24 protein-coding genes are annotated in these 23,324 nt (G+C 62.4%); 9 read left to right on the forward strand and 15 right to left on the reverse strand.

The window, feature by feature from the left end; genetic code table 11:
- Positions 1-32 precede the first annotated feature (32 nt).
- Positions 33-650, forward strand: a complete 618-nt coding sequence (locus CHB75_RS03640; protein ID WP_089269157.1) for an HAD-IA family hydrolase — start codon at positions 33-35, stop codon at positions 648-650.
- Entirely contained in the window at positions 647-1,558 is a 912-nt protein-coding gene (locus tag CHB75_RS03645) for an ornithine cyclodeaminase family protein (RefSeq protein ID WP_089269158.1), read from the forward strand. The genes CHB75_RS03640 and CHB75_RS03645 overlap by 4 nt, the downstream gene beginning before the upstream one ends.
- 104 nt (positions 1,559-1,662) lie before the next feature.
- Here the strand turns inward: CHB75_RS03645 and CHB75_RS03650 are convergent, their stop codons facing one another.
- Complete coding sequence (locus tag CHB75_RS03650; RefSeq protein WP_089269159.1) at positions 1,663-2,901, reverse strand: MFS transporter; 1,239 nt, start codon at positions 2,899-2,901, stop codon at positions 1,663-1,665.
- A gap of 172 nt (positions 2,902-3,073) precedes the next feature.
- On the opposite strand from CHB75_RS03650, the gene zapE reads away from it, so the two are divergent.
- Positions 3,074-4,129 carry a cell division protein ZapE gene (zapE, locus tag CHB75_RS03655; protein WP_089269160.1) on the forward strand — a complete coding sequence of 352 codons (1,056 nt, stop codon included), beginning with the start codon at positions 3,074-3,076 and terminating at the stop codon, positions 4,127-4,129.
- 306 nt (positions 4,130-4,435) lie between these two features.
- On the opposite strand, the gene CHB75_RS03660 is transcribed toward zapE, so the two are convergent.
- Both CHB75_RS03660 and accD read right to left on the reverse strand, forming a co-directional pair.
- Positions 4,436-5,710, reverse strand: a complete 1,275-nt coding sequence (locus tag CHB75_RS03660) for a bifunctional folylpolyglutamate synthase/dihydrofolate synthase (protein WP_089269161.1) — start codon at positions 5,708-5,710, stop codon at positions 4,436-4,438.
- Complete coding sequence (gene accD / locus CHB75_RS03665) at positions 5,707-6,660, reverse strand: acetyl-CoA carboxylase, carboxyltransferase subunit beta (protein ID WP_089269162.1); 954 nt, start codon at positions 6,658-6,660, stop codon at positions 5,707-5,709. The genes CHB75_RS03660 and accD overlap by 4 nt, the downstream gene beginning before the upstream one ends.
- A 236-nt stretch (positions 6,661-6,896) precedes the next feature.
- On the opposite strand from accD, the gene ilvD reads away from it, so the two are divergent.
- The 3 genes from ilvD to CHB75_RS03680 all read left to right on the forward strand — a co-directional run bounded on the left by ilvD (position 6,897) and on the right by CHB75_RS03680 (position 10,407).
- Positions 6,897-8,660: a dihydroxy-acid dehydratase gene (ilvD, locus tag CHB75_RS03670; RefSeq protein WP_089269163.1), complete on the forward strand. Its 1,764-nt coding sequence runs from the start codon at positions 6,897-6,899 to the stop codon at positions 8,658-8,660.
- Positions 8,661-8,664: 4 nt separating this feature from the next.
- Entirely contained in the window at positions 8,665-9,315 is a 651-nt protein-coding gene (locus tag CHB75_RS03675; RefSeq protein ID WP_089269164.1) for a hypothetical protein, read from the forward strand.
- Positions 9,316-9,492: 177 nt separating this feature from the next.
- Entirely contained in the window at positions 9,493-10,407 is a 915-nt protein-coding gene (locus CHB75_RS03680) for a DMT family transporter (RefSeq protein WP_089269165.1), read from the forward strand.
- Between the two features lie 14 nt (positions 10,408-10,421).
- Here CHB75_RS03680 and CHB75_RS03685 read toward each other — a convergent pair whose 3' ends face one another.
- The 5 genes from CHB75_RS03685 to CHB75_RS03705 all read right to left on the reverse strand — a co-directional run bounded on the left by CHB75_RS03685 (position 10,422) and on the right by CHB75_RS03705 (position 15,843).
- Positions 10,422-11,744 carry an NAD(P)/FAD-dependent oxidoreductase gene (locus tag CHB75_RS03685; RefSeq protein ID WP_089269166.1) on the reverse strand — a complete coding sequence of 441 codons (1,323 nt, stop codon included), beginning with the start codon at positions 11,742-11,744 and terminating at the stop codon, positions 10,422-10,424.
- Complete coding sequence (locus CHB75_RS03690; RefSeq protein ID WP_089269167.1) at positions 11,741-12,559, reverse strand: ABC transporter permease; 819 nt, start codon at positions 12,557-12,559, stop codon at positions 11,741-11,743. The genes CHB75_RS03685 and CHB75_RS03690 overlap by 4 nt, the downstream gene beginning before the upstream one ends.
- Before the next feature lie 85 nt (positions 12,560-12,644).
- Positions 12,645-13,535 carry an ABC transporter permease subunit gene (locus CHB75_RS03695; RefSeq protein ID WP_089269317.1) on the reverse strand — a complete coding sequence of 297 codons (891 nt, stop codon included), beginning with the start codon at positions 13,533-13,535 and terminating at the stop codon, positions 12,645-12,647.
- A gap of 35 nt (positions 13,536-13,570) precedes the next feature.
- Entirely contained in the window at positions 13,571-14,692 is a 1,122-nt protein-coding gene (locus CHB75_RS03700) for an ABC transporter ATP-binding protein (protein WP_089269168.1), read from the reverse strand.
- A gap of 65 nt (positions 14,693-14,757) precedes the next feature.
- Positions 14,758-15,843, reverse strand: coding sequence for a polyamine ABC transporter substrate-binding protein (locus CHB75_RS03705; protein ID WP_089269169.1), 1,086 nt, complete (start codon positions 15,841-15,843; stop codon positions 14,758-14,760).
- 155 nt (positions 15,844-15,998) lie between these two features.
- On the opposite strand from CHB75_RS03705, the gene CHB75_RS03710 reads away from it, so the two are divergent.
- Positions 15,999-16,688, forward strand: coding sequence for a GntR family transcriptional regulator (locus tag CHB75_RS03710; protein ID WP_245840655.1), 690 nt, complete (start codon positions 15,999-16,001; stop codon positions 16,686-16,688).
- A 51-nt stretch (positions 16,689-16,739) separates the two neighbouring features.
- Complete coding sequence (locus CHB75_RS03715) at positions 16,740-18,143, forward strand: aspartate aminotransferase family protein (protein WP_089269171.1); 1,404 nt, start codon at positions 16,740-16,742, stop codon at positions 18,141-18,143.
- 231 nt (positions 18,144-18,374) lie between these two features.
- Here the strand turns inward: CHB75_RS03715 and CHB75_RS03720 are convergent, their stop codons facing one another.
- The 4 genes from CHB75_RS03720 to pgsA form a co-directional block, all read right to left on the reverse strand.
- Positions 18,375-19,145, reverse strand: coding sequence for an FCD domain-containing protein (locus CHB75_RS03720; RefSeq protein WP_089269172.1), 771 nt, complete (start codon positions 19,143-19,145; stop codon positions 18,375-18,377).
- 92 nt (positions 19,146-19,237) lie between these two features.
- Complete coding sequence (locus CHB75_RS03725; protein WP_089269173.1) at positions 19,238-19,678, reverse strand: molybdenum cofactor biosynthesis protein MoaE; 441 nt, start codon at positions 19,676-19,678, stop codon at positions 19,238-19,240.
- A gap of 1 nt (position 19,679) precedes the next feature.
- Positions 19,680-19,925 (reverse strand): molybdopterin converting factor subunit 1, encoded by a 246-nt coding sequence (gene moaD, locus CHB75_RS03730; RefSeq protein WP_089269174.1) that lies wholly within the window; start codon positions 19,923-19,925, stop codon positions 19,680-19,682.
- Complete coding sequence (gene pgsA / locus CHB75_RS03735) at positions 19,925-20,590, reverse strand: CDP-diacylglycerol--glycerol-3-phosphate 3-phosphatidyltransferase (RefSeq protein ID WP_089269175.1); 666 nt, start codon at positions 20,588-20,590, stop codon at positions 19,925-19,927. The genes moaD and pgsA overlap by 1 nt, the downstream gene beginning before the upstream one ends.
- Before the next feature lie 140 nt (positions 20,591-20,730).
- Between pgsA and CHB75_RS03740 the strand changes: the two genes are divergently transcribed.
- Complete coding sequence (locus CHB75_RS03740) at positions 20,731-21,138, forward strand: META domain-containing protein (protein WP_245840657.1); 408 nt, start codon at positions 20,731-20,733, stop codon at positions 21,136-21,138.
- Here CHB75_RS03740 and recO read toward each other — a convergent pair.
- The 3 genes from recO to era form a co-directional block, all read right to left on the reverse strand.
- Positions 21,116-21,847, reverse strand: coding sequence for a DNA repair protein RecO (recO, locus tag CHB75_RS03745; protein ID WP_089269177.1), 732 nt, complete (start codon positions 21,845-21,847; stop codon positions 21,116-21,118). The two genes, CHB75_RS03740 and recO, sit on opposite strands and share 23 nt — an antisense overlap.
- Before the next feature lie 111 nt (positions 21,848-21,958).
- Positions 21,959-22,297 (reverse strand): DUF1491 family protein, encoded by a 339-nt coding sequence (locus CHB75_RS03750; RefSeq protein WP_089269178.1) that lies wholly within the window; start codon positions 22,295-22,297, stop codon positions 21,959-21,961.
- Positions 22,290-23,198 carry a GTPase Era gene (gene era / locus CHB75_RS03755; protein ID WP_089269179.1) on the reverse strand — a complete coding sequence of 303 codons (909 nt, stop codon included), beginning with the start codon at positions 23,196-23,198 and terminating at the stop codon, positions 22,290-22,292. The genes CHB75_RS03750 and era overlap by 8 nt, the downstream gene beginning before the upstream one ends.
- Between the last annotated feature and the right edge of the window lie 126 nt (positions 23,199-23,324).

The following is a 23,324-nucleotide window of genomic DNA, read 5'->3' on the forward strand; positions in this document are numbered from 1 at the left end:
GTCTTGGGGTTCCGCGGATTGGAGACGGAAGTATGCAGCCACAGGCGGTGATCTTTGACATTGGCAACGTGCTGATCGAGTGGCAGCCCGAGCGGTATTATGACCGCATCATGGGCCCCGAGCGGCGGCGCGCGATGTTTGCCGAGGTCGATCTGCATGCGATGAACGATGCCGTCGACCGGGGTGAAAATTTTCGTCAGAAAATTTATGACACTGCCGAAAGCTATCCCGAATGGCGCGACGAAATCCGCATGTGGCACGACAACTGGCTTGAACTTGCCACACCCGAGATCCCGCAATCGGTCGCCCTGCTGCGGTCTTTGCGCGCCACTGGCGTACCGGTCTTTGCGCTGACCAATTTTGGCATTGGCACCTTCGAGATCGCCGAGCCGGCCTATCCCTTCCTGAGCGAATTCGACCGCCGCTATATCTCGGGGTATATGGGCGTGATCAAGCCTGATGCCGAAATCTTTGCCATGGTCGAGGCAGACTGTGGCCTGCCGCCTGCGTCGCTTTTGTTCACCGATGACCGGGCTGACAACATTGCCGCCGCTGCGGCGCGCGGCTGGCAGGTGCATCTGTTCGAGGGGCCAGAGGGTTGGGCGCAGTGTCTCGCGCATCATGGTCTGCTGGAGGCGAACGCAGCATGAGCGCGCCAGTCATCATCCCGTTTGCGGAGGGCGAGGCGCGGCTGGACTGGCTGGGGCTCACCCGGGCGATCACCGCCGGGCATGATCTGCCAAAGGCCGAGATTGCCGATACCTTTCTTTATCGCGGCAAGGATACGCTGCTGAACAGGGCGGCCTGGATCGACGGGTTGGGGCTTGCGGTCAAGGCGGCGACGATCTTTCCGGGCAATGGCGCGCTTGGCCTGCCGGGGGTGAACGGCGCGGTGAACCTGTTTTCCGATGTCGATGGCACCTTGCGGGCCATCGTGGATTTTCACCTTGTGACCAAGTGGAAGACCGCCGGCGACAGCCTGCTGGGAGCGCTGAAGCTGGCCCGGCCGGACAGTCGCGAGATTCTGATCGTGGGGGCGGGTACCGTCGCGCGGACTCTGATCGCGGCCTATGGCGCCGGGTTTCCCGAGGCGCGTTTCACCGTCTGGAACCGCAGTCCCGCCGGGGCCGAGGCGCTGGCGGCTGAGGTGCCGGGGGTGGTCGTCGCCACGGACTTAGAGGCCGCAGTCGGGGCGGCGGATATCATCAGCTGCGCCACCATGGCGACGGCGCCGGTGGTGTTGGGCGACTGGCTGCACCCCGGGCAGCATCTGGACCTGATCGGTGCCTACCGGCCCGACATGCGCGAAACGGATGACCGCGCGCTTCAGCGGGCAAAGGTGTTTGTCGACAGTTTCGACACCACGCTGGGCCATATTGGTGAATTGAAGATTCCGCTGGCCGAGGGCGCGATCACCCGCGACCATATTCTGGCGGATTATTACCAGATGGATCGGTTCACCCGCGCGCCCGACGATATCACCGTCTTCAAGAATGGCGGGGGGGCGCATCTGGATCTGATGACCAGCCGTTATATCCTTGATCGCTGGACCGCCTGAGGCCTCAAGCGGTCGGGTTAGGCCTGCATCGGATTTTCGCGGCCCCTCCCATCGGGCGAACGCGAAATCCAACACGCCTTGCTTTCAGGCAAACCCGAAGCGCCTTAGGCCGGTTGCATCACCGGGCTGCGGCGTTCACGGATCGGCAGGTGGACGATCGCGCTGAGCGCACCGACGCCAAGGCCAATCCACCAGACGGCGGTATAATTGCCGGTCAGGTCATACATCCGCCCGCCCAGCCAGACGCCCATGAAGCTGCCGAGCTGGTGTGAAAAGAATACGATCCCGTAGAGCGTGCCGAGATAGCGCATCCCGAAGATCTGGCCGACAAGGCCAGCGGTCAGCGGCACGGTGGCAAGCCAGAGCGCGCCCATAACGGCCGAGAAGATCAGCACCGACGCCGGGGTGATCGGCAGCAGGATGAACAGGACCCCGGCCAGGGTGCGCGCGGCGTAGATCCCGGCGAGCAGGTATTTCTTGGTGTAGGTCTTGCCCAGCCACCCGGCCAACAGCGTGCCGCCGATATTGGCAAGGCCGATCACCGAGATCGAGATTGCCCCAAGCGCCGAGGTTGTCCCGATCCCCAGCGTCGACAGCAGGCCACCCGGCGCGATTGGGCCGCAGAGTTCGGTCACGAAGGCCGGGAAATGCGCGGTGATGAAGCCAAGCTGATAGCCGCAGCTGAAAAAGCCGATGAAGATCAGCGCAAAGGACGGATCGCGTAGGGCGCGGCCCAGAATGCGGGTCAGGCTTTCTTCAAGCTCGGCGCGGGGCATGACGGGGGCGCGCATCAGCGGCAGGGCCAGCATCACCAGCAGGATGGTGGCGGCAAAGACCAGAAAGACCGACTGCCATGTCATGAAGTTCAGCATCCATTCGGCCAGCGGCGCGCCAAAGACCTGTCCGCCGCTGCCGGCTGCCGTGGCGATGGCCATCGACATCGAGCGGTTTTCGTCCGTGCTGGCGCGGCCGACGATGGCAAGGATGACGCCGAAACCGGTGCCCGCAATGCCGAAACCGACAAGGATTTCATACATCTGATGCGCCTCGGGCGTGACGGCAGCGCTGGAGAGGACGAGGCCCGCGGCATAGACCACGGCGCCCAGCAGGATCGTTTTGCGGTCGCCAATCTTTTCCGCAAGGGCGCCAAAGATCGGCTGGCCAAAGCCCCATGCGAGGTTCTGGATCGCGATGGCGAGGCTGAATTCCGTGCGCAGCCAGCCGAATTCGCTGGCGATGGGGATCTGGAAGACGCCGAAGCTGGCCCGGATCGCAAAGGAGATGAGGATGATCAGGCAGCCGACAAGCAGCACCGGGGTGAAGATGGACGTGCGCGCTGTCATGGGAGCCTCCGGATATTTTGGCGGACCTTACGCCAAGCCGGGGGGGCGTCAATTCGGAAATTTTGCGCGACGCCATCAGGGAATTTGATGGACCGGTGAAACTGACCGTCGGGGTGGGCGATTTTTGGTGCAGGGCTACACAACGCCTGCGGGTCAGGATATGCGATGGCCCATGGTCAGCATGACGGAACTTTACGAACAGCGGGTCGCCGAAGGGCGGCTGAACCGGGACGCGGCACAAGAGGCGGCGCTGCCCGAGTTCGAGCGTATTCGCGCGGCGCTTGCCGAGCCGGTGAAGAAGGGGCTGTTCCGCAAGGCACCCGAACCGCCAAAGGGGCTATATCTTTGGGGCGGGGTCGGGCGCGGCAAGTCGATGCTGATGGATCTGTTCGTCGAATCGGTGGATGTGCCCGCGCGTCGTGTGCATTTCCATGCCTTCATGCAGGAAATCCACGCCCAGATGCATGCCGAACGCAAAAAGGGCACCGAGGATGTGATCAAGCCGGTGGCCAAACGTGTGGCGGATGAATTGCGCCTGCTGGCCTTTGACGAGATGCAGATCACCGACATCACCGATGCGATGATCGTCGGCCGCCTGTTCGAACAGCTGTTCGCGGCGGGCTGCGTGGTTGTGACCACGTCCAACCGTGTGCCGGATGAATTGTACAAGAACGGGTTGAACCGGCAGTTGTTCCTGCCATTCATCGAGCTTTTGAAGCAGAAGATGGTGGTGCAGGAACTGGCGTCGCCCAAGGATCACCGGCAGGACAGGTTGTCCGGCGCGCAGGTCTATTTCACCCCGAACAACGCCGAAGCCCGGAGCGAGATCGAACGCATCTGGCAGGAGCTGTCGGGCGGGCAAGAGGAACCTCTGGTGCTGCATGTGCAGGGCCGGGAGGTGGAATTGCCACGCTTTTCCAACGCCGTGGCGCGGAGCGAATTCTATCAGCTATGTGGCAAGCCGCTGGGGGCTGCGGATTACCTGAAGCTTGCCGAAACGGTGCGGGTGCTGATCATTGAGGATATTCCGACGCTGGGCCGGTCGAACTTCAACGAAGCCAAGCGGTTCGTGACGCTGGTGGATGCGCTGTATGAGGCGAAGGTGAAGCTGATCGTGAGCGCGGCATCCGAGCCTGAGATGCTCTATGTCGAGGGGGTCGGCGCATTCGAGTTTGACCGCACGGCCAGCCGCCTGCGCGAGATGCAGGCCGAAGGCTGGGGGCAGTAAACGCCCCAAAAAAAGGGGCCCCGAAGGACCCCTGAAACTGCTCTTTTTTTGGTTTTGCCTGCCTGTTAACGCCGCTGCGGGGGCCGTATTTCACGGTACCCCGGAATTCTGTGGTGTCAGTCGTTTCTGCCGACCCTGAACCGGGCCGTTGCGCGACACTGCCTAATCATAGGCTGACAAGGGGTGATCCGTCAACATTTAGTCGAATCGTCAAGACATATACCTAGGGTACGGTTAAGCGAGCAGATCTGGTGGGGTGGCAATCTGTGGTTGTGGGGTCTTGGCGGAAGTCCCGCCGCCGACGCTTTAGCCGTTGCTGCGCAGAACGTGGCCGGCAAGGTAGAGTGATCCGCAGATAAGGACGCGCGGCGAGGGGTCCCGTTGCACGATGTCGCGAAGCGCTTGGGCGACCGATGCGGCGGTGTGGGCAGGCAGGCCGACCTTTTCTGCAATCCCGGCGGTGGTTTCAGCGGGCAGGGTGTTCGCCTCGTCCGGGATCGACACGGCGGTTAGGCTGTCGGCCACCTGCGCCAGCGGTGTCATGTAGCCGCGCGCATCCTTGGTGTTGAGCATCCCGCAGATCAGATGCGTGGAGCGTTTGGGCAGGCTTTTGAGGTGTTCGGCCAAAGCCATACCCGCCGCCGGGTTGTGGCCACCATCAAGCCAGAGTTCCCCCTGAGGGACGATTTTGCACAGCGGGCCGGTGCGCAGGCGTTGCATCCGGGCGGGCCAGAAGGCGGTGGTCACGGCAGCCTCGCAGGCATCGGCATCCGCGCCCAGAAAGCGCAGGGCGGCAATTGCGGCTCCGGCGTTCATGTATTGGTGCTGGCCGGGCAGGTTGGGCAGTGGCAGGTCGAGCAGGCCGGTTTCGTCCTGATAGACAAGGCGGCCGTGTTCGGATGTGACGTGCCAGTGCTGACCATGGGCGATCAGCGGCGCGCCGAGGCGGGCGGCGGTGGCCTCGATCACCTCCATCGCGGCGTCGTCCTGCGGGCCGACAACGCAGGGCACGCGGCGTTTCAGGATCCCGGCCTTTTCGGCGGAAATCTTTGGCAGGGTATCGCCAAGATAGCTTTCGTGATCCATCGAGATCGGGGTCAGGATCGTCAGAGCGGGGGTGTCGATGACGTTTGTCGCATCAAGCCGCCCGCCCAGCCCGGTTTCCAGCAGGGTGTAATCCGCCGGGGTGCGGGCAAAGGCGAGAAAGGCCGCGCAGGTGGTGATTTCGAAGTAGGTGATCGGGTCGCTGCCGTTCTTGGCGTAACATTCATCAAGAATGGCCGACAGATGCTCTTCGGTAATGAGGTCCCCGGCGAGGCGGATGCGTTCGTGAAACCGCGCGAGGTGGGGCGAGGTATAGGCGTGCACGCGTTTGCCCGACGCTTCGAGCCCGGCGCGGATCATCGCCTGCGTCGATCCCTTGCCGTTGGTTCCGGCCAGGTGGATCACCGGGGGAAGGGCGCGTTCGGGGTGGTCCAGTGCCGCGAGCAACCGCCACACGCGGTCGAGCGTGAGGTCGATGATCTTGGGGTGCAGCGCCATCATCCGTGCAAGGATGTGGTCGGAATTTTGCGGCTTCATTTCTTGGCGGGCTGCTTGTCTGCCTTGGCAGGCGCCTTTGCGACTTCGATCGCGTTTGGCGCGGCCTCTTCCGGGCCGGTCAGGTGGCCTTTGACCGGCGGGGGCAGAAGCATGAGCATGCGAGTGATCGAGATCAGCTCGTCCCGCATGTCGTTGCGGTCTGTGACTCGGTCGAGCATGCCATGTTCCAGCAGGTATTCGGCGCGCTGGAAGCCTTCGGGCAGCTTTTCGCGGATGGTCTGTTCGATCACGCGCGGGCCGGCAAAGCAGATCAGCGCGTTGGGTTCGGCGATCTGGACATCGCCCAGCATGGCATAGGATGCGGTGACACCGCCCGTCGTCGGGTGGGTCAGAACCACGATGTAGGGCAGGTTTGCCTCGCGCAGCATCTGGATCGCAACGGTGGATCGGGGCATCTGCATGAGGGAAAGGATACCCTCTTGCATGCGCGCGCCGCCGGCGGCGGAGAACAGGATGAGCGGCCGCTTGAGGCGCACGGCCTCTTGGGCGGCCTTCACGATGGCATTGCCGACATACATGCCCATGGAGCCACCCATGAACGAGAAATCCTGCGCGGCGGCAACGATGGGCGTCTGGCCGATCTCGCCCAGAGCGACAAGCATCGCGTCCTTTTCGCCGGTGGATTTTTGCGCGGCGCGCATCCGGTCGGGGTATTTCTTCTGATCGCGGAACTGCAGCGGATCGGCGATCGGGTCCGGCACGGTGACTTCGGCAAAGTTGCCGGCATCGAACAGCGCGGTAAAGCGTTCACGCGGGGTGATCGCCATGTGATGGCTGCAGTTGGTGCAGACATTCAGGTTGTCCGACAGCTCGCGGTGAAACAGCATGGTCCCGCATTCGTCGCACTTGGTCCACAGGTTCTCTGGAACCTCGCGGCGCGAAAAGATCGAGTTGATCCGGGGGCGGACGTAGTTGGCGATCCAGTTCATGTGCGGCACTATCCCAGGGCGTCGTTTCTGCGCGTGATTTAAGCCTGTTGCGAAGGAATTGCAATGCAGCTGGCGGGGTCGGGCGCGGCGCAAAACTTTTCAGAAAAGTTTTGCCAAGAGTTTTGATAAAACTCTTGGGGCGTGGCACCGGGACGCGGATGGGTGCAATCCGTCTTGTGAAGGGAGGGGCGCTTGGGTATTCCGGGACCCAATCACGGTTTTCAGGGGGTCCAGCCATGCTCAAGCGTCCGTTCGACAAATCCAAACTGCCAAGCCGCCACGTGACCGAAGGCCCGGCCCGCGCGCCGCATCGGTCATATTACTATGCCATGGGCATGTCGGAGGCCGAGATTCACCAGCCTCTGGTCGGAGTTGCAACCTGCTGGAACGAGGCGGCGCCCTGCAACATCTCTCTGAATCGTCAGGCGCAGGCCGTGAAGCTGGGTGTGAAGGAAGGGTCCGGGACGCCCCGCGAATTCACCACGATCACCGTCACCGACGGTATCGCCATGGGCCACGAGGGCATGCGTTCGTCGCTTGCCAGCCGCGAGGCGATTGCCGACTCGGTCGAGCTGACCATGCGGGGTCACTGCTACGACGCGCTTGTCGGTCTTGCGGGCTGTGACAAGTCGCTGCCGGGCATGATGATGGCCATGGTGCGGCTGAACGTGCCGTCGGTTTTTGTTTACGGCGGGTCGATCCTGCCGGGCAAGGTTCCGGCCGGAGCCGATGTGCCCGCCGATTTCGCATCGCGCGACCTGACCGTGCAGGATATGTTCGAAGCTGTCGGTCGTCACCAGAACGGCACGCTCAGCGATGCCGCGCTTGAGATCCTTGAGCGCGTGGCCTGCCCGAGCGCCGGTGCTTGTGGTGGTCAGTTCACCGCCAACACCATGGCCTGTGTCTCTGAGGCGATTGGTCTGGCGCTGCTGAATTCGTCGGGTGCTCCGGCACCTTACGAAAGCCGCGACCAGTATGGCACGGCGTCGGGTCTCGCGGTGATGGATCTGCTGGAAAAGAACATCCGCGCGCGGGACGTTGTAACGCTCAAATCCCTGCAGAACGCGGCGCGGGTGGTGGCCTGCACCGGCGGGTCGACCAATGCCGGTCTGCACCTGCCTGCGATTGCCCATGAGGCGGGGATCGATTTCTTCCTCGACGATGTCTGCGAGATCTTCCGCGACACGCCCTATTTTGTCGACCTCAAGCCCGGTGGCCAATACGTTGCCAAGGATCTTTACGAGGCGGGCGGTGTGCCGGTCGTGATGAAGGAACTCCGCAAGGCCGGTCTGCTGCACGAGGATTGCATGACGGCGTCGGGCTACAGCCTTGGCGAAGAGCTGGACAAGATCCAGGGCGAGGCTGATGGCCGTGTGATCCACACCGTCGCCAATCCGATCACCAAGACGGGTGGCGTGGTTGGCCTCAAGGGCAACGTCGCCCCCGGCGGCGCGATCGTGAAGGTTGCGGGCATGACACCCGAAGAGCAGGTGTTCAGCGGTCCGGCGCGTGTCTTTGAGTGCGAAGAGGATGCGTTCGAAGCCGTCAAGGCGCGCACCTACAAGGAAGGCGAGGTACTTGTCATCCGCAACGAAGGGCCGCGCGGCGGACCGGGCATGCGCGAGATGCTGGCGACCACGGCGGCGCTGTCGGGTCAGGGCATGGGCAAGAAGGTGGCGCTGATCACCGACGGGCGTTTTTCCGGTGCGACACGCGGTTTCTGCGTCGGTCACGTCGGTCCCGAGGCAGCACTGGGCGGGCCGATTGCCTTGCTGCGTGATGGCGATATCATCACCCTGAACGCGGTCACCGGCGAGCTTTCGGTCAATGTGACCGACGAGGAATTCGCCGAGCGCCGGAAGAACTGGGCCGGTCCGCGTGACACGATCTATGCCAGTGGCGCGCTGTGGAAATACGCGCAGCTTGTGGGCGAGACCTACAAGGGCGCGGTCACCCATCCCGGTGGCGAAGCCGAAAAACACGTCTACATGGACCTCTGAAACCATGCGCGTGGTCCTTGGCATAGCGATTCTGACCTGCCTTTGGGCTGCGGGTTGCTCTGCCTTGGTGCCGAGTGACGGCGGTACACAGCGCGGATTTCTGGATGAGGGGTCGGTGGCTGTGCCGCTGAAGCGCGCGACGCTCGGGGGTGGGGATGTGCGGATTGCGGGGCCGACGGGATATTGCGTCGACCCCGAAACGCTGCGCATCGGATCAACCCAGAGCTTTGCCCTGCTGGCGAGCTGCCGGATCCTGTCCGGGGGGGCCTCTGGCCCCGAGGTGCCGCCGTTTCTGATCGCGGTGACCGTGGGTGCGCCGGGGTCCGGGCTGCACGTACCAGAGCCACAGAGGCTTGCCACGGCGGCCTCAGCGCCTTTGCTTGAGGGGCGCACAAGCGACGGGCTGTCGCTGGCGCTGTTGGGGACTGGCGGGGATGTGGCCTTTGAGGGCGGTGAAACCCGCTACTGGCGCGGAGCCTTTGCGCAGGGCGGGCGGTTGGTCGGGCTGGCGCTGTATGTACGAAAGGGCGACGCGCTCCAGCAGGAACGCGGGCCAGAGATACTGCAATCGCTGCAGGCACAGGTTCGGGCGGATAGTCCGAAGCGGGGCGAAGCCGGGGCTGCGGCGGACATGGGGCGTTTGCCCAAAAAGTAGACCCAGCCATGGCACGGCCGAGGCTGTCGGTGCGGCCAAGACAGATGCCCGGGGGGCCAGGCTGCGCTGCGTCGGCTTGCATCCGGCGCGTGATCCCGGCGAAGTCGGGCCACTGTGGCCTGGTTGACCTTGCCGGTCGGCGGGTGCAGGAGGGAAGTATCCCAAGCAGGATCTCCCATGTCTCCGTTCCGTGGCGTCGCGCTCAAGCTCATATCCGTATTTCTGTTCATCATCATGGCATCGCTGATCAAGGCCACGGCGGACCGGGTCCCGGCGGGCCAGGCGGTGTTCTTCCGGTCCTTCTTTGCGATGCCGGTGATCGTTGCCTGGCTGATGATGCGGCACGACATGACCACCGGGTTCAAGGCGAAAAGCCCTTGGGGGCATGTGTTGCGCGGGGTCGCCGGGGTGGCGGCCATGGGCACCGGTTTTGCCGCCCTCGGTCTGTTGCCGCTGCCTGAGGTGACGGCCATCGGCTATGCCTCTCCTCTGTTGACGGTGTTGCTGGCGGCGGTGCTGCTGGGGGAACGGCTGCGGGCGTTTCGGCTGACGGCGGTGGGTATTGGGCTGGTGGGCGTGCTGGTGATCCTGTGGCCGCGTCTGACCCTGGCCGATGTGGATCGCGCGGCGGCCATCGGGGTGGTGCTGATCCTGGTATCAAGCGTGCTGCGCGCGCTGGCGCAGGTGCAGGTCCGCCGGTTGGTGGCGACCGAGCAGACCTCGGCCATCGTGTTCTATTTCTCGCTGACGGCGACGGTGCTTTCGTTGCTGACGCTGCCGTTTGGCTGGGTCGTTCCGACACTGGCAGAGGCGGTGACGCTGGTGGGCGCCGGTCTGATCGGCGGGTTGGCGCAAATCATGCTGACCTCGGCCTATCGCGAGGCCGAGGCAGCGCTGCTGGCGCCGTTCGAATATGCCTCGATGCTGTTCGCGCTGCTGATCGGATACGTGATCTTTGAAGAAGTGCCAACCGGCGCGATGCTGTTGGGGGCGGCCATCGTGATTTCGGCGGGCGTGCTGATCATCTGGCGTGAGCGTCAGTTGGGATTGCGGCGCGGCAAGGCCAAGGCGGCGGTGACGCCGCAGGGCTGACGTTGGCGGCGTTGTCAGCGATCCAGCAGGCTTGCTGCCGCATAAGCAGGGGCGAGCAGGGCGCGGCGGAATCGGCCTAGAGGAAAGCGTGTTGCGGGCTGTCGCATCGCCTGCGGGTAAGGTGCGTCGGGCGTTTTGCCCTGCACGATTGCGGCGAGGAGGCGGCCGGTGTGACTGCCCATGGCGACGCCGTTACCGTGATAGCCAAGGCCTGCGAACACGCCGGGCAGTTCGGGGACCGGCCCGGCAAAGGGTGTGAGGTTGGCCATCAGGCAGACCAGCCCGGACCAATCGTGGGTGATTTCGACATCTTTCCAGGCGGGGAACATAGCGTGGAAATCCGCGCGGATCTTGCGGCGGATCGCTGTTTCCGCCCGCGGCGTGGCACGCAGGCCGCCGCGCATGCCGAACAGGAACCGATTGTCCGGCAGTTTGCGGAAATAGTGCAGCAGGGTGCGGGTGTCATAGGCCATCTGCGCGCTGGTCCAGCCCTGTGCGAGCTGTTCGGGCAGGGTGAGCGGACGGGTGACGATGACGCTTGACTGCACGGGCAGATAGCGGGCGCGCAGCCAGTCGGGGACGTCTTCGGACGAATAGCCATTGGTGGCGAGGATGACCCTGTCGGCGGTGACGGTGCCGCCGGGGGTGGTCAGGCGGGTCTTGCCGTCCTGCTGCGTCAGTCTGGTGACAGGTGTTCGGGCGTGGAGCGTGGCACCGGCCGTCTGCGCCGCCTGTGCCAAACCACCGTGGTATTTCCGAGGGTTGAGCGCAAAGCCGAGGGGGATGGTCAGCGCGCCGTGGAACGGACCGGAGAGGCCTTCGTGCGGCAGGTCAGAGGCTTCGGTCAGATGTGGCGTGACGCCGAAATCTGTGCGGATCTCATCCATGCTGGCGCGCAGGTTGGCCATGGCGCTCGGGGTGTGGGCAACTATCGTCTCGCCGTCGCTGTGGGTGTCAGCGTCGATCCCGTGGGCGTCGAGCAGGGTCGCGACGGTGTCGATGGCGGCCTTTTCCGTGGCACACCATTCGGCCAGGCCGTCGGTGCCAAAGCGTTTTTGCAACAGGCGACGCGGCGCCTTTGCTCCACCAAGGCAGCAAAATCCGCCGTTGCGCCCCGATGCGCCCCAGCCGGGAGTTTCCGCCTCGATCACCGTGACGCGGACGTTGTCCTGTGCCAGATGCAGCGCGGCCGAGAGGCCCGTGAACCCGCCGCCGATGATCGCGACATCGGTCTGGATATCGCGGTCAAGTGTTGGCCAGTGTGCAGGCTGCACTGTGTCCGCCCAGAAGCAGCCCTTTTGCGGGCCGTATGCTGCCGCTTCGTAAAGTCGTTTCATGTGGCGCGGGCGGCGGCCTGTTCGTCGCGCTGCTGCGCCACGGCGGCGCGTTTGGTGATCAGCGAGGCGGTGATGACGCCCACGGTCACGATAGAGATCATGATGGTGGAGAGGGCGTTGATTTCAGGGGAGACGCCAAGACGGACGGCAGAGAAGATCTTGATCGGCAGGGTTGTGGCCGAGGGGCCTGTGGTGAAGCTCGCGATGACCAGATCGTCGAGCGACAGGGTGAAGGCGAGCAGCCAGCCGGAGATCACCGCCGGCGCGATGATCGGCAGAGTCACGAGGCGGAATACCTCGAACGGTGAACAGCCGAGGTCGAGTGCGGCCTCTTCCAGAGAGCGATCAAAGGAGGTGAGGCGGGAAGAGACGACCACCGAGACGTAGCACATGGAGAAGGTGGTATGAGCCAGAACGATGGTAAAGACGCCGCGGTCCAGGCCGATGCCGATGAAAAGCAGCAGCAGGGACAGGCCGGTGATGACTTCGGGCATGACCAGCGGGGCATAGATCATGCCCGAGAACAGGGTTCTGCCCATGAAGCGCCCGGACCGGACCAGAACCGAGGCCGCCATGGTGCCAAGGATGGTAGCAAGGGTCGAGCTGAATACGGCCACCTTGAGCGTGACCCAGGCGGCATCGAGGAATTCTTCGTTGCGAAGCAACTCGCCGTACCACTTGGTGGAAAATCCGGCCCAGACGGTAACGAGCTTGGATTCGTTGAAGCTGTAAATCACCAGAATGACCATGGGCAGGTAAAGGAAGGCGAACCCGAGGGTCAGCGACGTCGCGTTGAACCAGGAAAAACGTTTCATGTGACGATCTCCGCCGATGAGGGGCGCGACCAAGAGTTTTGTGAAAACTCTTGGCAAAAATTTTCGTAAAATTTTTGGGTCGCGCTCATCCCCCGGCCTCGCGCTGTTTCTGCTCGTTGCGCTGGAACAGGATGATCGGGATGATCAGGATCAGCAGGAGGATGATCGCAACAGCGCTTGCCACCGGCCAGTCGCGGTTCGAGAAGAATTCCTCCCAGAGGACCTTGCCGATCATCAGCGTACCCGACCCACCCAGCAGCGAGGGGATCACGAATTCGCCGATCGCCGGGATGAAAACCAGAAAACAGCCCGCGATGATGCCACTTTTCGACAGTGGGATCGTCACCAGCCAGAAAGCTTTTGTGCGCGAACAGCCCAGATCTTCGGCCGCTTCGAGAAGGCTGTCGTCCATCTTTTCAAGCGCGGCATAGATCGGCAGGATCATGAAGGGCAGGTAGGTGTAGACGATGCCGATATAGACCGCGAGGTTGGTATTGAGGATCGTCAGAGGTTCAGAGATCAGGCCGGTCCAGATCAGAAACTGGTTCAGCACGCCTTCGCCCGAAAGAATGCCCATCCAGGCGTAGACGCGGATCAGGAAGGAGGTCCAGAACGGTAGAATCACCAGCATCAGCAGGGTCGGGCGCCATTCCGTCGCGGCGCGGGCCATGCCGTAGGCCATGGGATAGCCGACCAGCAGGGTGATCACGGTGGACACCACTGCAATCTCAAGCGAGCTGAGATAGGCCTTCCAATAAAGATCGTCGGTCGTGAGGAAGGCGAAATTTTCGAAATCCAGAGCGGCGAAGAAGCTGCGGATGCCCTCCCACCCGGCGGAGAGATCCAGCTGCGGCATGTAGGGTGGCCGCGCGAGGGCGATGTCCGAGAGTGCGATCTTGAGCACGATCAGGAACGGCACCAGAAACAGCGCCAGCAGCCACAGATAGGGCACCCCGATCAGGATGAAACGGCGCAGGTTCATGGCTTCACCTTGGGAATCTCGGACATCCGTTAACGCTCCAGCAGGACACCGGCGGTGTCGGTGAAGGAGAGCCAGACGTCATCCTCCCAGGTGATGCCGCGGTTGGCGAGGCGTCGGGTGTTGGCGGTCTGCGCCTTCATCATCGTGCCGTTGGGCAGCTTCACATGATAGGTCGAGAGGTTCCCGAGATAGGCGATATCGATGACCTTGCCCTGAAGGACGTTGGCGCTGTCAGGGCGTTCGGTGGTGATTGTCACCTTTTCGGGGCGGATGGCAAAGTGGCAGGGCTGGCCGGGGGCGAACGTCTTGGCCGTGGTGCCGCGGATCGGCATTTCGCCTTCGGCCCAGGAAATTTCGACCTTGTCCCCGGACTGGCTTGCGGAACCTTCGATGATGTTCACGTCGCCGATGAAGTCGGCCACATAGACCGACTCGGGTGCCTCGTAGATGACCGAAGGGGTCGCGACCTGGATCAGTCGGCCTTCGTCCATCACGGCAACGCGGGAGGCGACGGTCATCGCTTCTTCCTGATCGTGGGTCACGATGACAAAGGTGGTGCCGGTCTTTTCCTGAATGTCCATCAGTTCGAACTGGGTGTCCTGGCGCAGTTTTGCGTCCAGCGCGCCCAGCGGTTCGTCCAGCAGCAGCAGCTTGGGCGCCTTGGCGAGGCTGCGGGCCAAGGCGACGCGCTGGCGCTGACCGCCCGAGATCTGATGTGGTTTGCGCTTGGCGAATTTTTCAAGGCGGGTCAGGCGTAGCATCTCTTCGACGCGTTCGGAAATCTCTTGCTTGGAGCCGTTGCCGCGGCGCAGACCAAAGGCGATATTGTCCCAGACCGACAGATGCGGGAACAGCGCGTAGCTTTGGAACATCATGTTCACGGCGCGTTTGTTCGGCGGCACCGGCGCAATGTCCTGCCCCGAGAGCAGAATGGTGCCAGAGGTCGGGTTTTCGAACCCTGCCAGCATCCGCATCATCGTGGTCTTGCCGCAGCCCGAAGGACCAAGCAGCGCAAAGAATTCCTGCGCATAGATATCGAGGCTGAGATCATCGATGGCGGTGAAATCGCCAAATCTCTTGGTCACACCCTTGAACTGGATCAGGGGTTTTTCGTTCGGATCGTCCCAGGGGGCAAAGACCTTCTGGCTCATGTCGTGCTCAAATCCAGCAAGAGAAAGGCCCGCGCAAAGTTGTCGCGCGGGCCGTTTGGCAGGGTTCAGACGCCGGATTTGATCCCGGTCCACAGACGCGTCACGGTGCGCTGCAGTTTGGGGTCATAAGGCGAGAAGGTATAGAGATTGTCGAGCGCCGCCTGATCCGGATAGATCGCGGTATCGTCGATCACGTCCTCGACCAGGAATTCCTGAGACGCCTTGTTGCCGTTGGCGTAATAGACATAGTTCGACGCCGCTGCCATGTTCTGCGCATCCATGATGAAGTTCAGGAACTTCAGTGCGCCATCGGGGTTCGGGGCATCGACCGGGATCGCCATCTGGTCGAACCACATCAGCGCGCCTTCCTTGGGCGCGTTAAAGGCAATCTCGACGCCATTTTCCGCTTCGGCAGCGCGGTCGCGGGCCTGAAGGATGTCACCCGACCAGCCGAAGGCTACGCAGATATCGCCGTTTGCCAGCGCGTTGATGTATTCCGAGCTGTTGAATTTCTGGATGTAGGGCCGCACGGCCATCAGCACATCCTTGGTCTTTTCGATGACCGCGGCATCCTTGCTGTCAGGGTCTTCGCCCAGGAATTTCAGCGCGGCGGGAATGACTTCGGTCGGAGCATCAAGGAAATAGACGCCGCAAGCCGCCAGCTTTTCCATGTTCTCGGGCTTGAAGATCAGATCAAGGCTGTCGATCGGGGCGTCCTCGCCCAGGGCTTCCTTGACCTTGGCCAGGTTCACACCCATGCCGGTGGTGCCCCACATGTAGTTGATCGAATATTCGTTGCCGGGGTCAAATTGCGATGTACGCTTTTCGATGACGTCCCACATGTTGGTGATGTTGGGCAGCTTGGACTTGTCCAGTTTCTGGAAGGCACCGGCCACGATCTGGCGTTGCAGGAACGAACCCGTAGGCACAACGACATCATAGCCCGACCCGCCGGCCAGCATCTTGGTTTCCAGCACTTCGTTGCTGTCGAACACGTCATAGATCAGATCGATCCCGGTCTCTTCCTCGAATTTCGCCAGCAGCGCTTCATCGATATAGTCGGACCAGTTGTAGACGCGGACTTCCTCGGCCTGAACCGCCGCTGCGGAAAGGGCCAGTGTCGCTGTGATACTCAGCAGTGAGGTCTTCATGATTTTCTCCCGTTGGATCGGGGGTCATCGCCCCCTTGTGGTCGAATTTGATCAAACTTAATCCCATAAGGCAACAGCTGGATGTTTTCATGCAAGCCCCGGACGTGCAAGATGCAGAGTGAATGGGGGGTCGGCCAGTGCGATCAGGGGAAGTGATGAATTTGCAGGCAGAACAGGAAAAGGTTGTGACAGGTGCGGGTGTGCCGGCGCATGAGCAGGTCTACCGGACGCTGAGGGAACAGATCCTGTTCGGCGAGTTGGAGCCGGGACAGCCCGTCACGATTCAGGGCCTGACCGAACAGCTGGCTGCCGGCATGACCCCCGTACGCGAGGCGTTGCGGCGGCTGATCGCTGAAGGTGCCCTTGAGTTCATGGGCAACCGGCGGATCTGCGTGCCGGTGCTGAATGCCTCGGCAGTGTCGGAACTGACGGTGGCGCGCAAGGCGCTAGAGCCGGAACTGGCGCGGATGGCCGTGGCCAAGGCCACGCCAGCCAGGATCGCGACCCTTCGGGACACCGACCGGCGGCTGGACCGTGCCATCGCGCGGGGCGACGTGCGAGGCTATCTGGAAGAGAACTACCGCTTTCATGCAGAGCTGAACGCCATGGCCGAGGCCCCGATCCTGACCACCCTCGTCGAAGGTCTGTGGCTGCGATTCGGGCCGTCGCTTCGGGTGGTCTGCGGGTTGTTCGGCACGCGCAATCTGCCCGATATGCACAAAGATCTGCTCATTGCCCTAGAAAGAGGCGATTCGGCCGCTGCGGCCCGCGCGATGGAAGGTGACGTGGTGCAGGGCATGAGCCAGATCGGCGCGGGACTGGGCGAGTCCATTGACACTGCATAATTTGATCATATTCTGGCGCCAACTTCTCTCATACAGTGAAAGGCGCACCTGATGACGCTTATCTCGACAAACACGCCGACCGCAGAGCTGCAGGCGCTGGACGCTGCACACCACATGCATCCGTTTACCCACAATGCGGAACTTGGCGAAAAGGGCGTGCGGATCATCACCCGCGCCGATGGCGTCTGGCTGAACGACAGTGACGGCAACCGGATTCTGGACGCGATGGCGGGTCTGTGGTGCGTGAACATCGGCTATGGCCGCAAGGAACTGGTGGATGCCGCCGCGCGCCAGATGCAGGAACTGCCGTTCTACAACACGTTCTTTCAGACCAGCCATGTGCCCGCTATCGCACTGGCCGCCCGTCTGGCCGAACTGGCCCCCGGCGATCTGAACCACGTCTTTTTCGCCGGTTCGGGGTCCGAAGCCAATGACACCAACCTGCGGATGGTGCGGGCCTATTGGCAAGAAAAGGGTCAGCCGAACAAGAATGTGATCATTTCCCGCTGGAACGCCTATCACGGCTCTTCCGTCGGGTCCGGCAGCCTGGGCGGCATGAAGGGCATGCACGCACAGGGCGGTATGCCGATTCCCGACATTCACCACATCGAACAACCGCATTGGTGGGCCGAAGGCGGCGACATGTCCCCAGAGGATTTCGGTCTGGCACGGGCACAGGAGTTGGAAAAGGCGATCCTCGAACTGGGCGCCGACCGCGTTGCGGCCTTTATCGCGGAACCCGTGCAGGGCGCCGGCGGCGTGATCATCCCGCCCGCCACCTACTGGCCAGAGATCCAGCGGATCTGTGATGAGTACAACATCCTGCTGATCGCGGACGAGGTGATCTGCGGCTTTGGGCGTACCGGCAACTGGTTCGGATCGCAGACCATGGGGATCAAGCCGCACATCATGACCATCGCCAAAGGCCTGTCCTCGGGCTATCTGCCGATTGGTGGGTCGATCGTCTGTGACGAGGTGGCCGAGGTGATCGGCAATACCGAATTCAACCACGGTTACACCTATTCCGGCCACCCGGTTGCCTGTGCCGTTGCGCTGGAGAACCTGCGCCTGCTTGACGAAGAAGGCATCGTGACTCGCGTTCGCGAAGACACCGGCCCCTATCTGAAAGAAAAATTCGAAGGCCTGACCAGCCACCCGCTGGTGGGCGAAGCCAAAATCGTCGGCATGATGGGCTCTATCGCCCTGACGCCGGACAAGGCCAGCCGCGCTAAATTCGAGGCGGATGAGGGCACTGTCGGTTTCATCTGCCGCGAACGCTGCTTTGCCAACAACCTGATCATGCGCCATGTGGGCGACCGTATGATCATTTCGCCGCCGCTGGTGATCAGCAAACCCGAGATCGACATGCTGATCGAACGGGCCTGGAAAAGCCTTGATGAATGTCACGCGGCACTGAAGGAAAAAGGCCTGATGAAAGCCCGAAGCGCGGCCTGATCTGTACTCTGTTCCGGCGGTGTCATTAGTGGCTCTGCCGGACGCCTACGCCGGGCGTATCTGAAAAGAGTTGAATTTCAGGACCTCTGCCCGGCCTTTTCTCTCGAAAAATACGACGGGGCAGCACCATCTGCACCGTTTCAAAACTTCCCAATATTTTGGTCAAAGGTTCGCAGGCCTGCTTTGGGGCAGCGCCTTGCCGGAGTCGAAGCTGGCCCCATGCCGTTTCGGTCAGATCCGCCCCTTGATCCTTTCGAACCGCTGTCGTGCGATTTCCTCGTGGCGGTCAGCCTTTCGGTTTTCGGTCAGCGCCGCCTCGACATAATCCAGATGTGCCTCGACCGCCGCGCGGGCCGCTTCGGGGTCGCGGGCCTGCAGGGCGTCGTTGATCGCGCGGTGCTGGCCCAGCAGCATGTCGCGGGTGGTGCGTTGCTTGAACATGATCTGGCGGTTGTAGAACACGCCCTGATGCAGCAGCTGGTACATCGAGCGCATCATGTGCAGCATCACCACGTTGTGGCTCGCCTCGAAGATCGACAGGTGGAAATCCGCGTCCAGTCGCGCCTCGTCTGCCGGGCTGCGTTTCTGGTGTGCGGCTTCCATCTGATCGAACAGGGTCTGGATCACCTGAAGGTCGGTGTCCGAGGCCAGCCGCGCGGCGCGGGTGGCTGCCAGCCCTTCCAGATCGCGGCGGAATGAGAGGTAGTCGAAGACCGCCTCGTCATGGGCGGCAAAGAGTTTCACCAGCGCATCGGAAAAGGCCGAACCAAGCACATCGGCCACATAGATCCCCGCCCCGGCCCGGCTGTTGAGCAGGCCGCGTTCGGACAGGTCCGCCACCGCTTCGCGGATCGAGGGGCGCGAGACGCCGAGGCGCTCGGCCAGTTCGCGTTCGGCCGGCAAGCGTTCGCCGGGCCGCAGGATGCCGCGGAGGATCAGCTTTTCGATCTGCCGGGTGACGGCGGTCGACAGCTTTTCTGGCTGGATCGGGCGAAAGGGCATGGGCGCGCGCACCGGGCAATGGATCAGGCAATTGGTCAAGTATTATGACCGGGGATGTGACACAAAGGCAAGCGAACTGCGCAGAGCGGCGGTTACCAGCGGGACAGGGCGTCCTCGTCTTCGTCCTTGGCCGCGACCCAGTCTGTCCCGCCCTTGCCATGTTCCTTCTTCCAGAACGGCGCGCGGGATTTGAGGTAATCCATAAGGAAATCCGCTGCCTCAAAAGCGTCACGGCGGTGCGGGGAGGCGGTGGCGACCATCATGATCCGGTCCCCCGGCACCAGACGGCCATAACGGTGGATGACCAGCACATCGCCCAGATTCCAGCGCTGCATCGCCTCTTCCGCGATGGCCGTCAGGGCCTTTTCGGTCATGCCGGGGTAATGTTCGATCTCCATCACGTCGAGATCATCCGCAGTGTCCCGCACAACGCCGGTAAAGGTGACGATGGCGCCCATGTCATGGCGTCCAGCGGCAAAGGCCTCTGACTCGACCCCCAGATCAAAAGGCGCATCCTGAACGACAATCCGCATCTCAGCCGCCTGTCATTGGTGGAAAGAACGCCACTTCGCGCACTCCGGCAAGGGGCGCGTTGAAATCGGTGAGTTCCTGATCCACGGCCACGCGAAGTGCCGAGAGGTCTGAGAAGGCCATTGCATAGCGTTCTTCGCGGGCGCTGAGTTCGGCCACAAGGTCGGCAACCGTGGCGGCGTCCGTTGTCACGCGTTCCTTAGGCAGGCCGATGCGTTCACGGACCCAGGCGAAATAAAGAATGTCCATCATGGTTCTTCCTTCAGATAGGGGGTCGCCTTGCGAAAGTAATCCCATCCGGTGACAAGGGTCAGGGCCGCCGCGATCCACAGCAGGATAAGGCCAACATGCCCGCACCAGACCATGCCGGCTTCTTTCCAGCGCAGGCCGTGAAGATCCTCGATCTTTCCGTCGAGGATGTCACCTGCCATCTGCGGATCCATCCCCCAGACCGACATTCCAAGGTAGTGTTCGAAGACGCCCTGGGCAAAGAGCACGGAGATGGCGATCATTTGCAGCGTCGTCTTCCATTTCGCAAGTTTCGTGACCTTGAGCGTTCCGGCGGTATCGCCAAGGAATTCGCGCAGGCCCGAGACAAAGACTTCGCGGAACAGGATGAAAGTGGCGGGCAGGACAAGCCAGGGCGACATCGAGGAGTACCCGACGATGACCATGAGGGCGATCACCACCATCGCCTTGTCCGCGATCGGGTCGAGCATCGCGCCAAGTTTGGTCTGCTGGCCCCAGGCACGGGCAAGGTAGCCGTCGAACCAATCGGTGATGGCGGCGCTTACGAACAGGGTAAGTGCGTACCAGTCGGCAAAGGGGCGGGTGAAATAAAGGAACATCACGGCGACGCCGGGGGCAGCCAGCAGGCGCAGTAAGGTGAGAATATTGGGTATGGTCCAGCTCATATGCTGTTCCTATCGTGGTTTGGGATCACTTGGAAGATGTCGTGCTTTTGGACCTTAGGAGCGTTCGTTGCGCATCTGCCCAGATGAGGTAATGTTTTGGTGGCTTGCGGTGGCGGTGGGCGGCTGGCAGGGTACTGTGCATGAGAATTCTCTTTCTTGCCAGAGCGATGGCTGTGGTGTTGTTCGTGACCGCCTGTGCACGGGATGAAACGCTGCGGGCCTATGGGGCGGGTGATGATGTCTTTGTTCTAACGAGCCTCAATGGCGATCCCGTCGGTGCCGTGGCCTCGATCTGGTTTCCCCACCCATGGCAGATTGCGGGGCAGGGACCCTGCAATACCTTTTCCGGGGCGCAGACGGCGCCCTATCCGTGGTTTGGCTTGGGTCCGCTTGCTGTGACGCGGCGCCGCTGTCCGCAGATGGAACAGGAACAGGCGTTTCTGGCTGCGCTTGGGCGGATGAGCATTGCCATCGTCAAAGAGTTCGATCTGACACTATCCAATGATGAGGGTGAAAAGATGGTTTTCACGCGCGTCCCGTCCGGCTGAGCCGGTCGACAAAGACCGCGCGGGCATTCGGCAGCGGCCTGTCTCCAAGCGCCGTGGCCAGCCGGTTGTGCATGAAATGCCCGGTTGTCCCGAGGGCAATGCAGATTTCGGCATTGGTGGCGTCGCCCTGTCCCAGCATCACGCCGGGCAGCGGCAGCAGCCTGTCGGCCCAGTCCCCCGCGCCCGAGGCCGAAACTGCGCGGGCCGTGCGGGGCGAGACATAGATCAGCTGGTCGTTCGCGCCCGTGGCGGCGCAGGCGGAAAGGTCGAGGCCAAAGCCCATTTCATCCAGCAGCGCCATTTCCCAGCGCAGATAGGCCAGCGGCCAGATATCGGGCTGGCCCAGCAGGTCGAGCAGGGATTCGGTGCGCTGGTATAGTTTTGGGTGTGCCTCGCGTTCCGGCAGGCAGAAGGCGAGCAGGGAGACGACCGCATTGAGGCCCGCCAGCGACAGCCGGTCGGTCATGGCAAGCGCGGCGCGGGAGCGCTGGGGTTCGACGGTAAAGCTGCCGATGTGATCTTCGAGCCGGGCGCGCCAGCTGAGATCAAGCTGGGCGCCGGGTTGCAGGCTTGGCGCAATCTTGCGCGAAGTGGCGCCGCGCAGGATGCCCGCGTGGCGGCCCCGGGACGGGGTGAACACCTCGAGTATGGCGGAGGATTCGCCATGCCTGCGGGTGGTTAGAAGAATGCCGGTATCGCGCCAATCCATCGGGCAAGAGTGGGGCCGGGGCGTGGCGGGCGCAAGGGGCTGACGGGGGCGGGGGGTAGACCAACCGAATTTTGCGGCGTCCCCTGCGAGGCTGTTTCCCGAGGCGCGTGGTCAGGTGTCGAGGCCGGGTTCGTCCAGAAGGTGGCGGCCCTGACGGTCTTCGACCTCGATCACCCAGAGATCGTAGTCAAAGCTGCGCTGGCGGGCGACGGTTTCGTCCATTTCCCGCTCTGGCCCACTGGCGAGTTCGACCCATTTTCGGCTGTCGGAGGTGAGGTCAAAGCTGCGGGAAAAGACCCGTGCATTGCCGTCGAGTGTGTTGAGTTTCACCAGCACCGCCCCGGCGGTATCGTCGCCGTGGTGGACAACGAAAGCCGGGATTTCATGCAGGGACAGGCGGCGCATGTAGGCCGCCACCCAGAAGGAGGTCACAAGGCGGGGTTCAGACATTTCCGTCTTTGAAGTTCAGGCCCATTTCCGAGTAACGCTCTGATTCCTCAAGCCATTTTTCGCGGACTTTGACCTGCAGGAACAGGTGGACCTTGCGGCCCAGGAACTCCTCAAGCTCTTCGCGGGAGGCTTTGGAGACGGCCTTGATCGTCTCGCCGCGGTGACCGAGCAGGATGCCCTTGTGGCCATCGCGGGCGACATAGATCACCTGGTCGATGCGGGCGGTGCCGTCTTCGCGTTCGGTCCAGTGGTCGGTTTCCACGGTCAGCTGGTAGGGCAGCTCCTGATGCAGACGCAGGGTCAGTTTCTCGCGGGTCATCTCGGCGGCGATCATGCGCATGGGCAGATCGGCGATCTGATCTTCGGGATAGAGCCAGGGTTCTTCGGGCATCTCACCGGCGAGCCAGGTCTTCAGATCATCAACGCCAAAGCCGCGTTCAGCGGAGATCATGAAGGTTTTCACGAAAGGGCAGGCTTCGTTCATCTGCTTGCTGAGATCGAGCAGTGTTTCCGCTTTGACCTTGTCTATCTTGTTGATTGCAAGGGCAATTGTGCGCCCCTTGCCGATATCCCCAAGGCGCTGGAGGATGGTCTTGACGCCTTCGGTCATGCCGCGGTGCGCCTCGATCAGAAGGACCACGACATCGGCATCCGCAGCACCCGACCAGGCGGCGGCGACCATGGCGCGGTCAAGGCGGCGCTTGGGGGCAAACATACCGGGGGTGTCGACAAAGACGATCTGAGTGTCGCCTTCGATCGCGACGCCGCGGATGCGGGCGCGGGTGGTCTGCACCTTGTGGGTGACGATGGATACCTTGGCCCCGACCATGCGGTTGGTCAGGGTGGATTTGCCCGCATTGGGCTCTCCGATCAGGGCGACGAATCCGGCGCGTTGGGTCATTTCGGGCTTTCCGGTGGTTGCAAGTCAGGGGCTATAGGCGAAATCGGTGGGCAGGGCCAGAGGGGGAATTGGGGCGTATGGAATGCGTATGGCAAGCGTATGGTTTTCGTATGGCTGCTATATGGG

Source organism: Puniceibacterium sediminis, assembly GCF_900188035.1.
Taxonomy (GTDB): Bacteria; Pseudomonadota; Alphaproteobacteria; order Rhodobacterales; family Rhodobacteraceae; genus Puniceibacterium; species Puniceibacterium sediminis.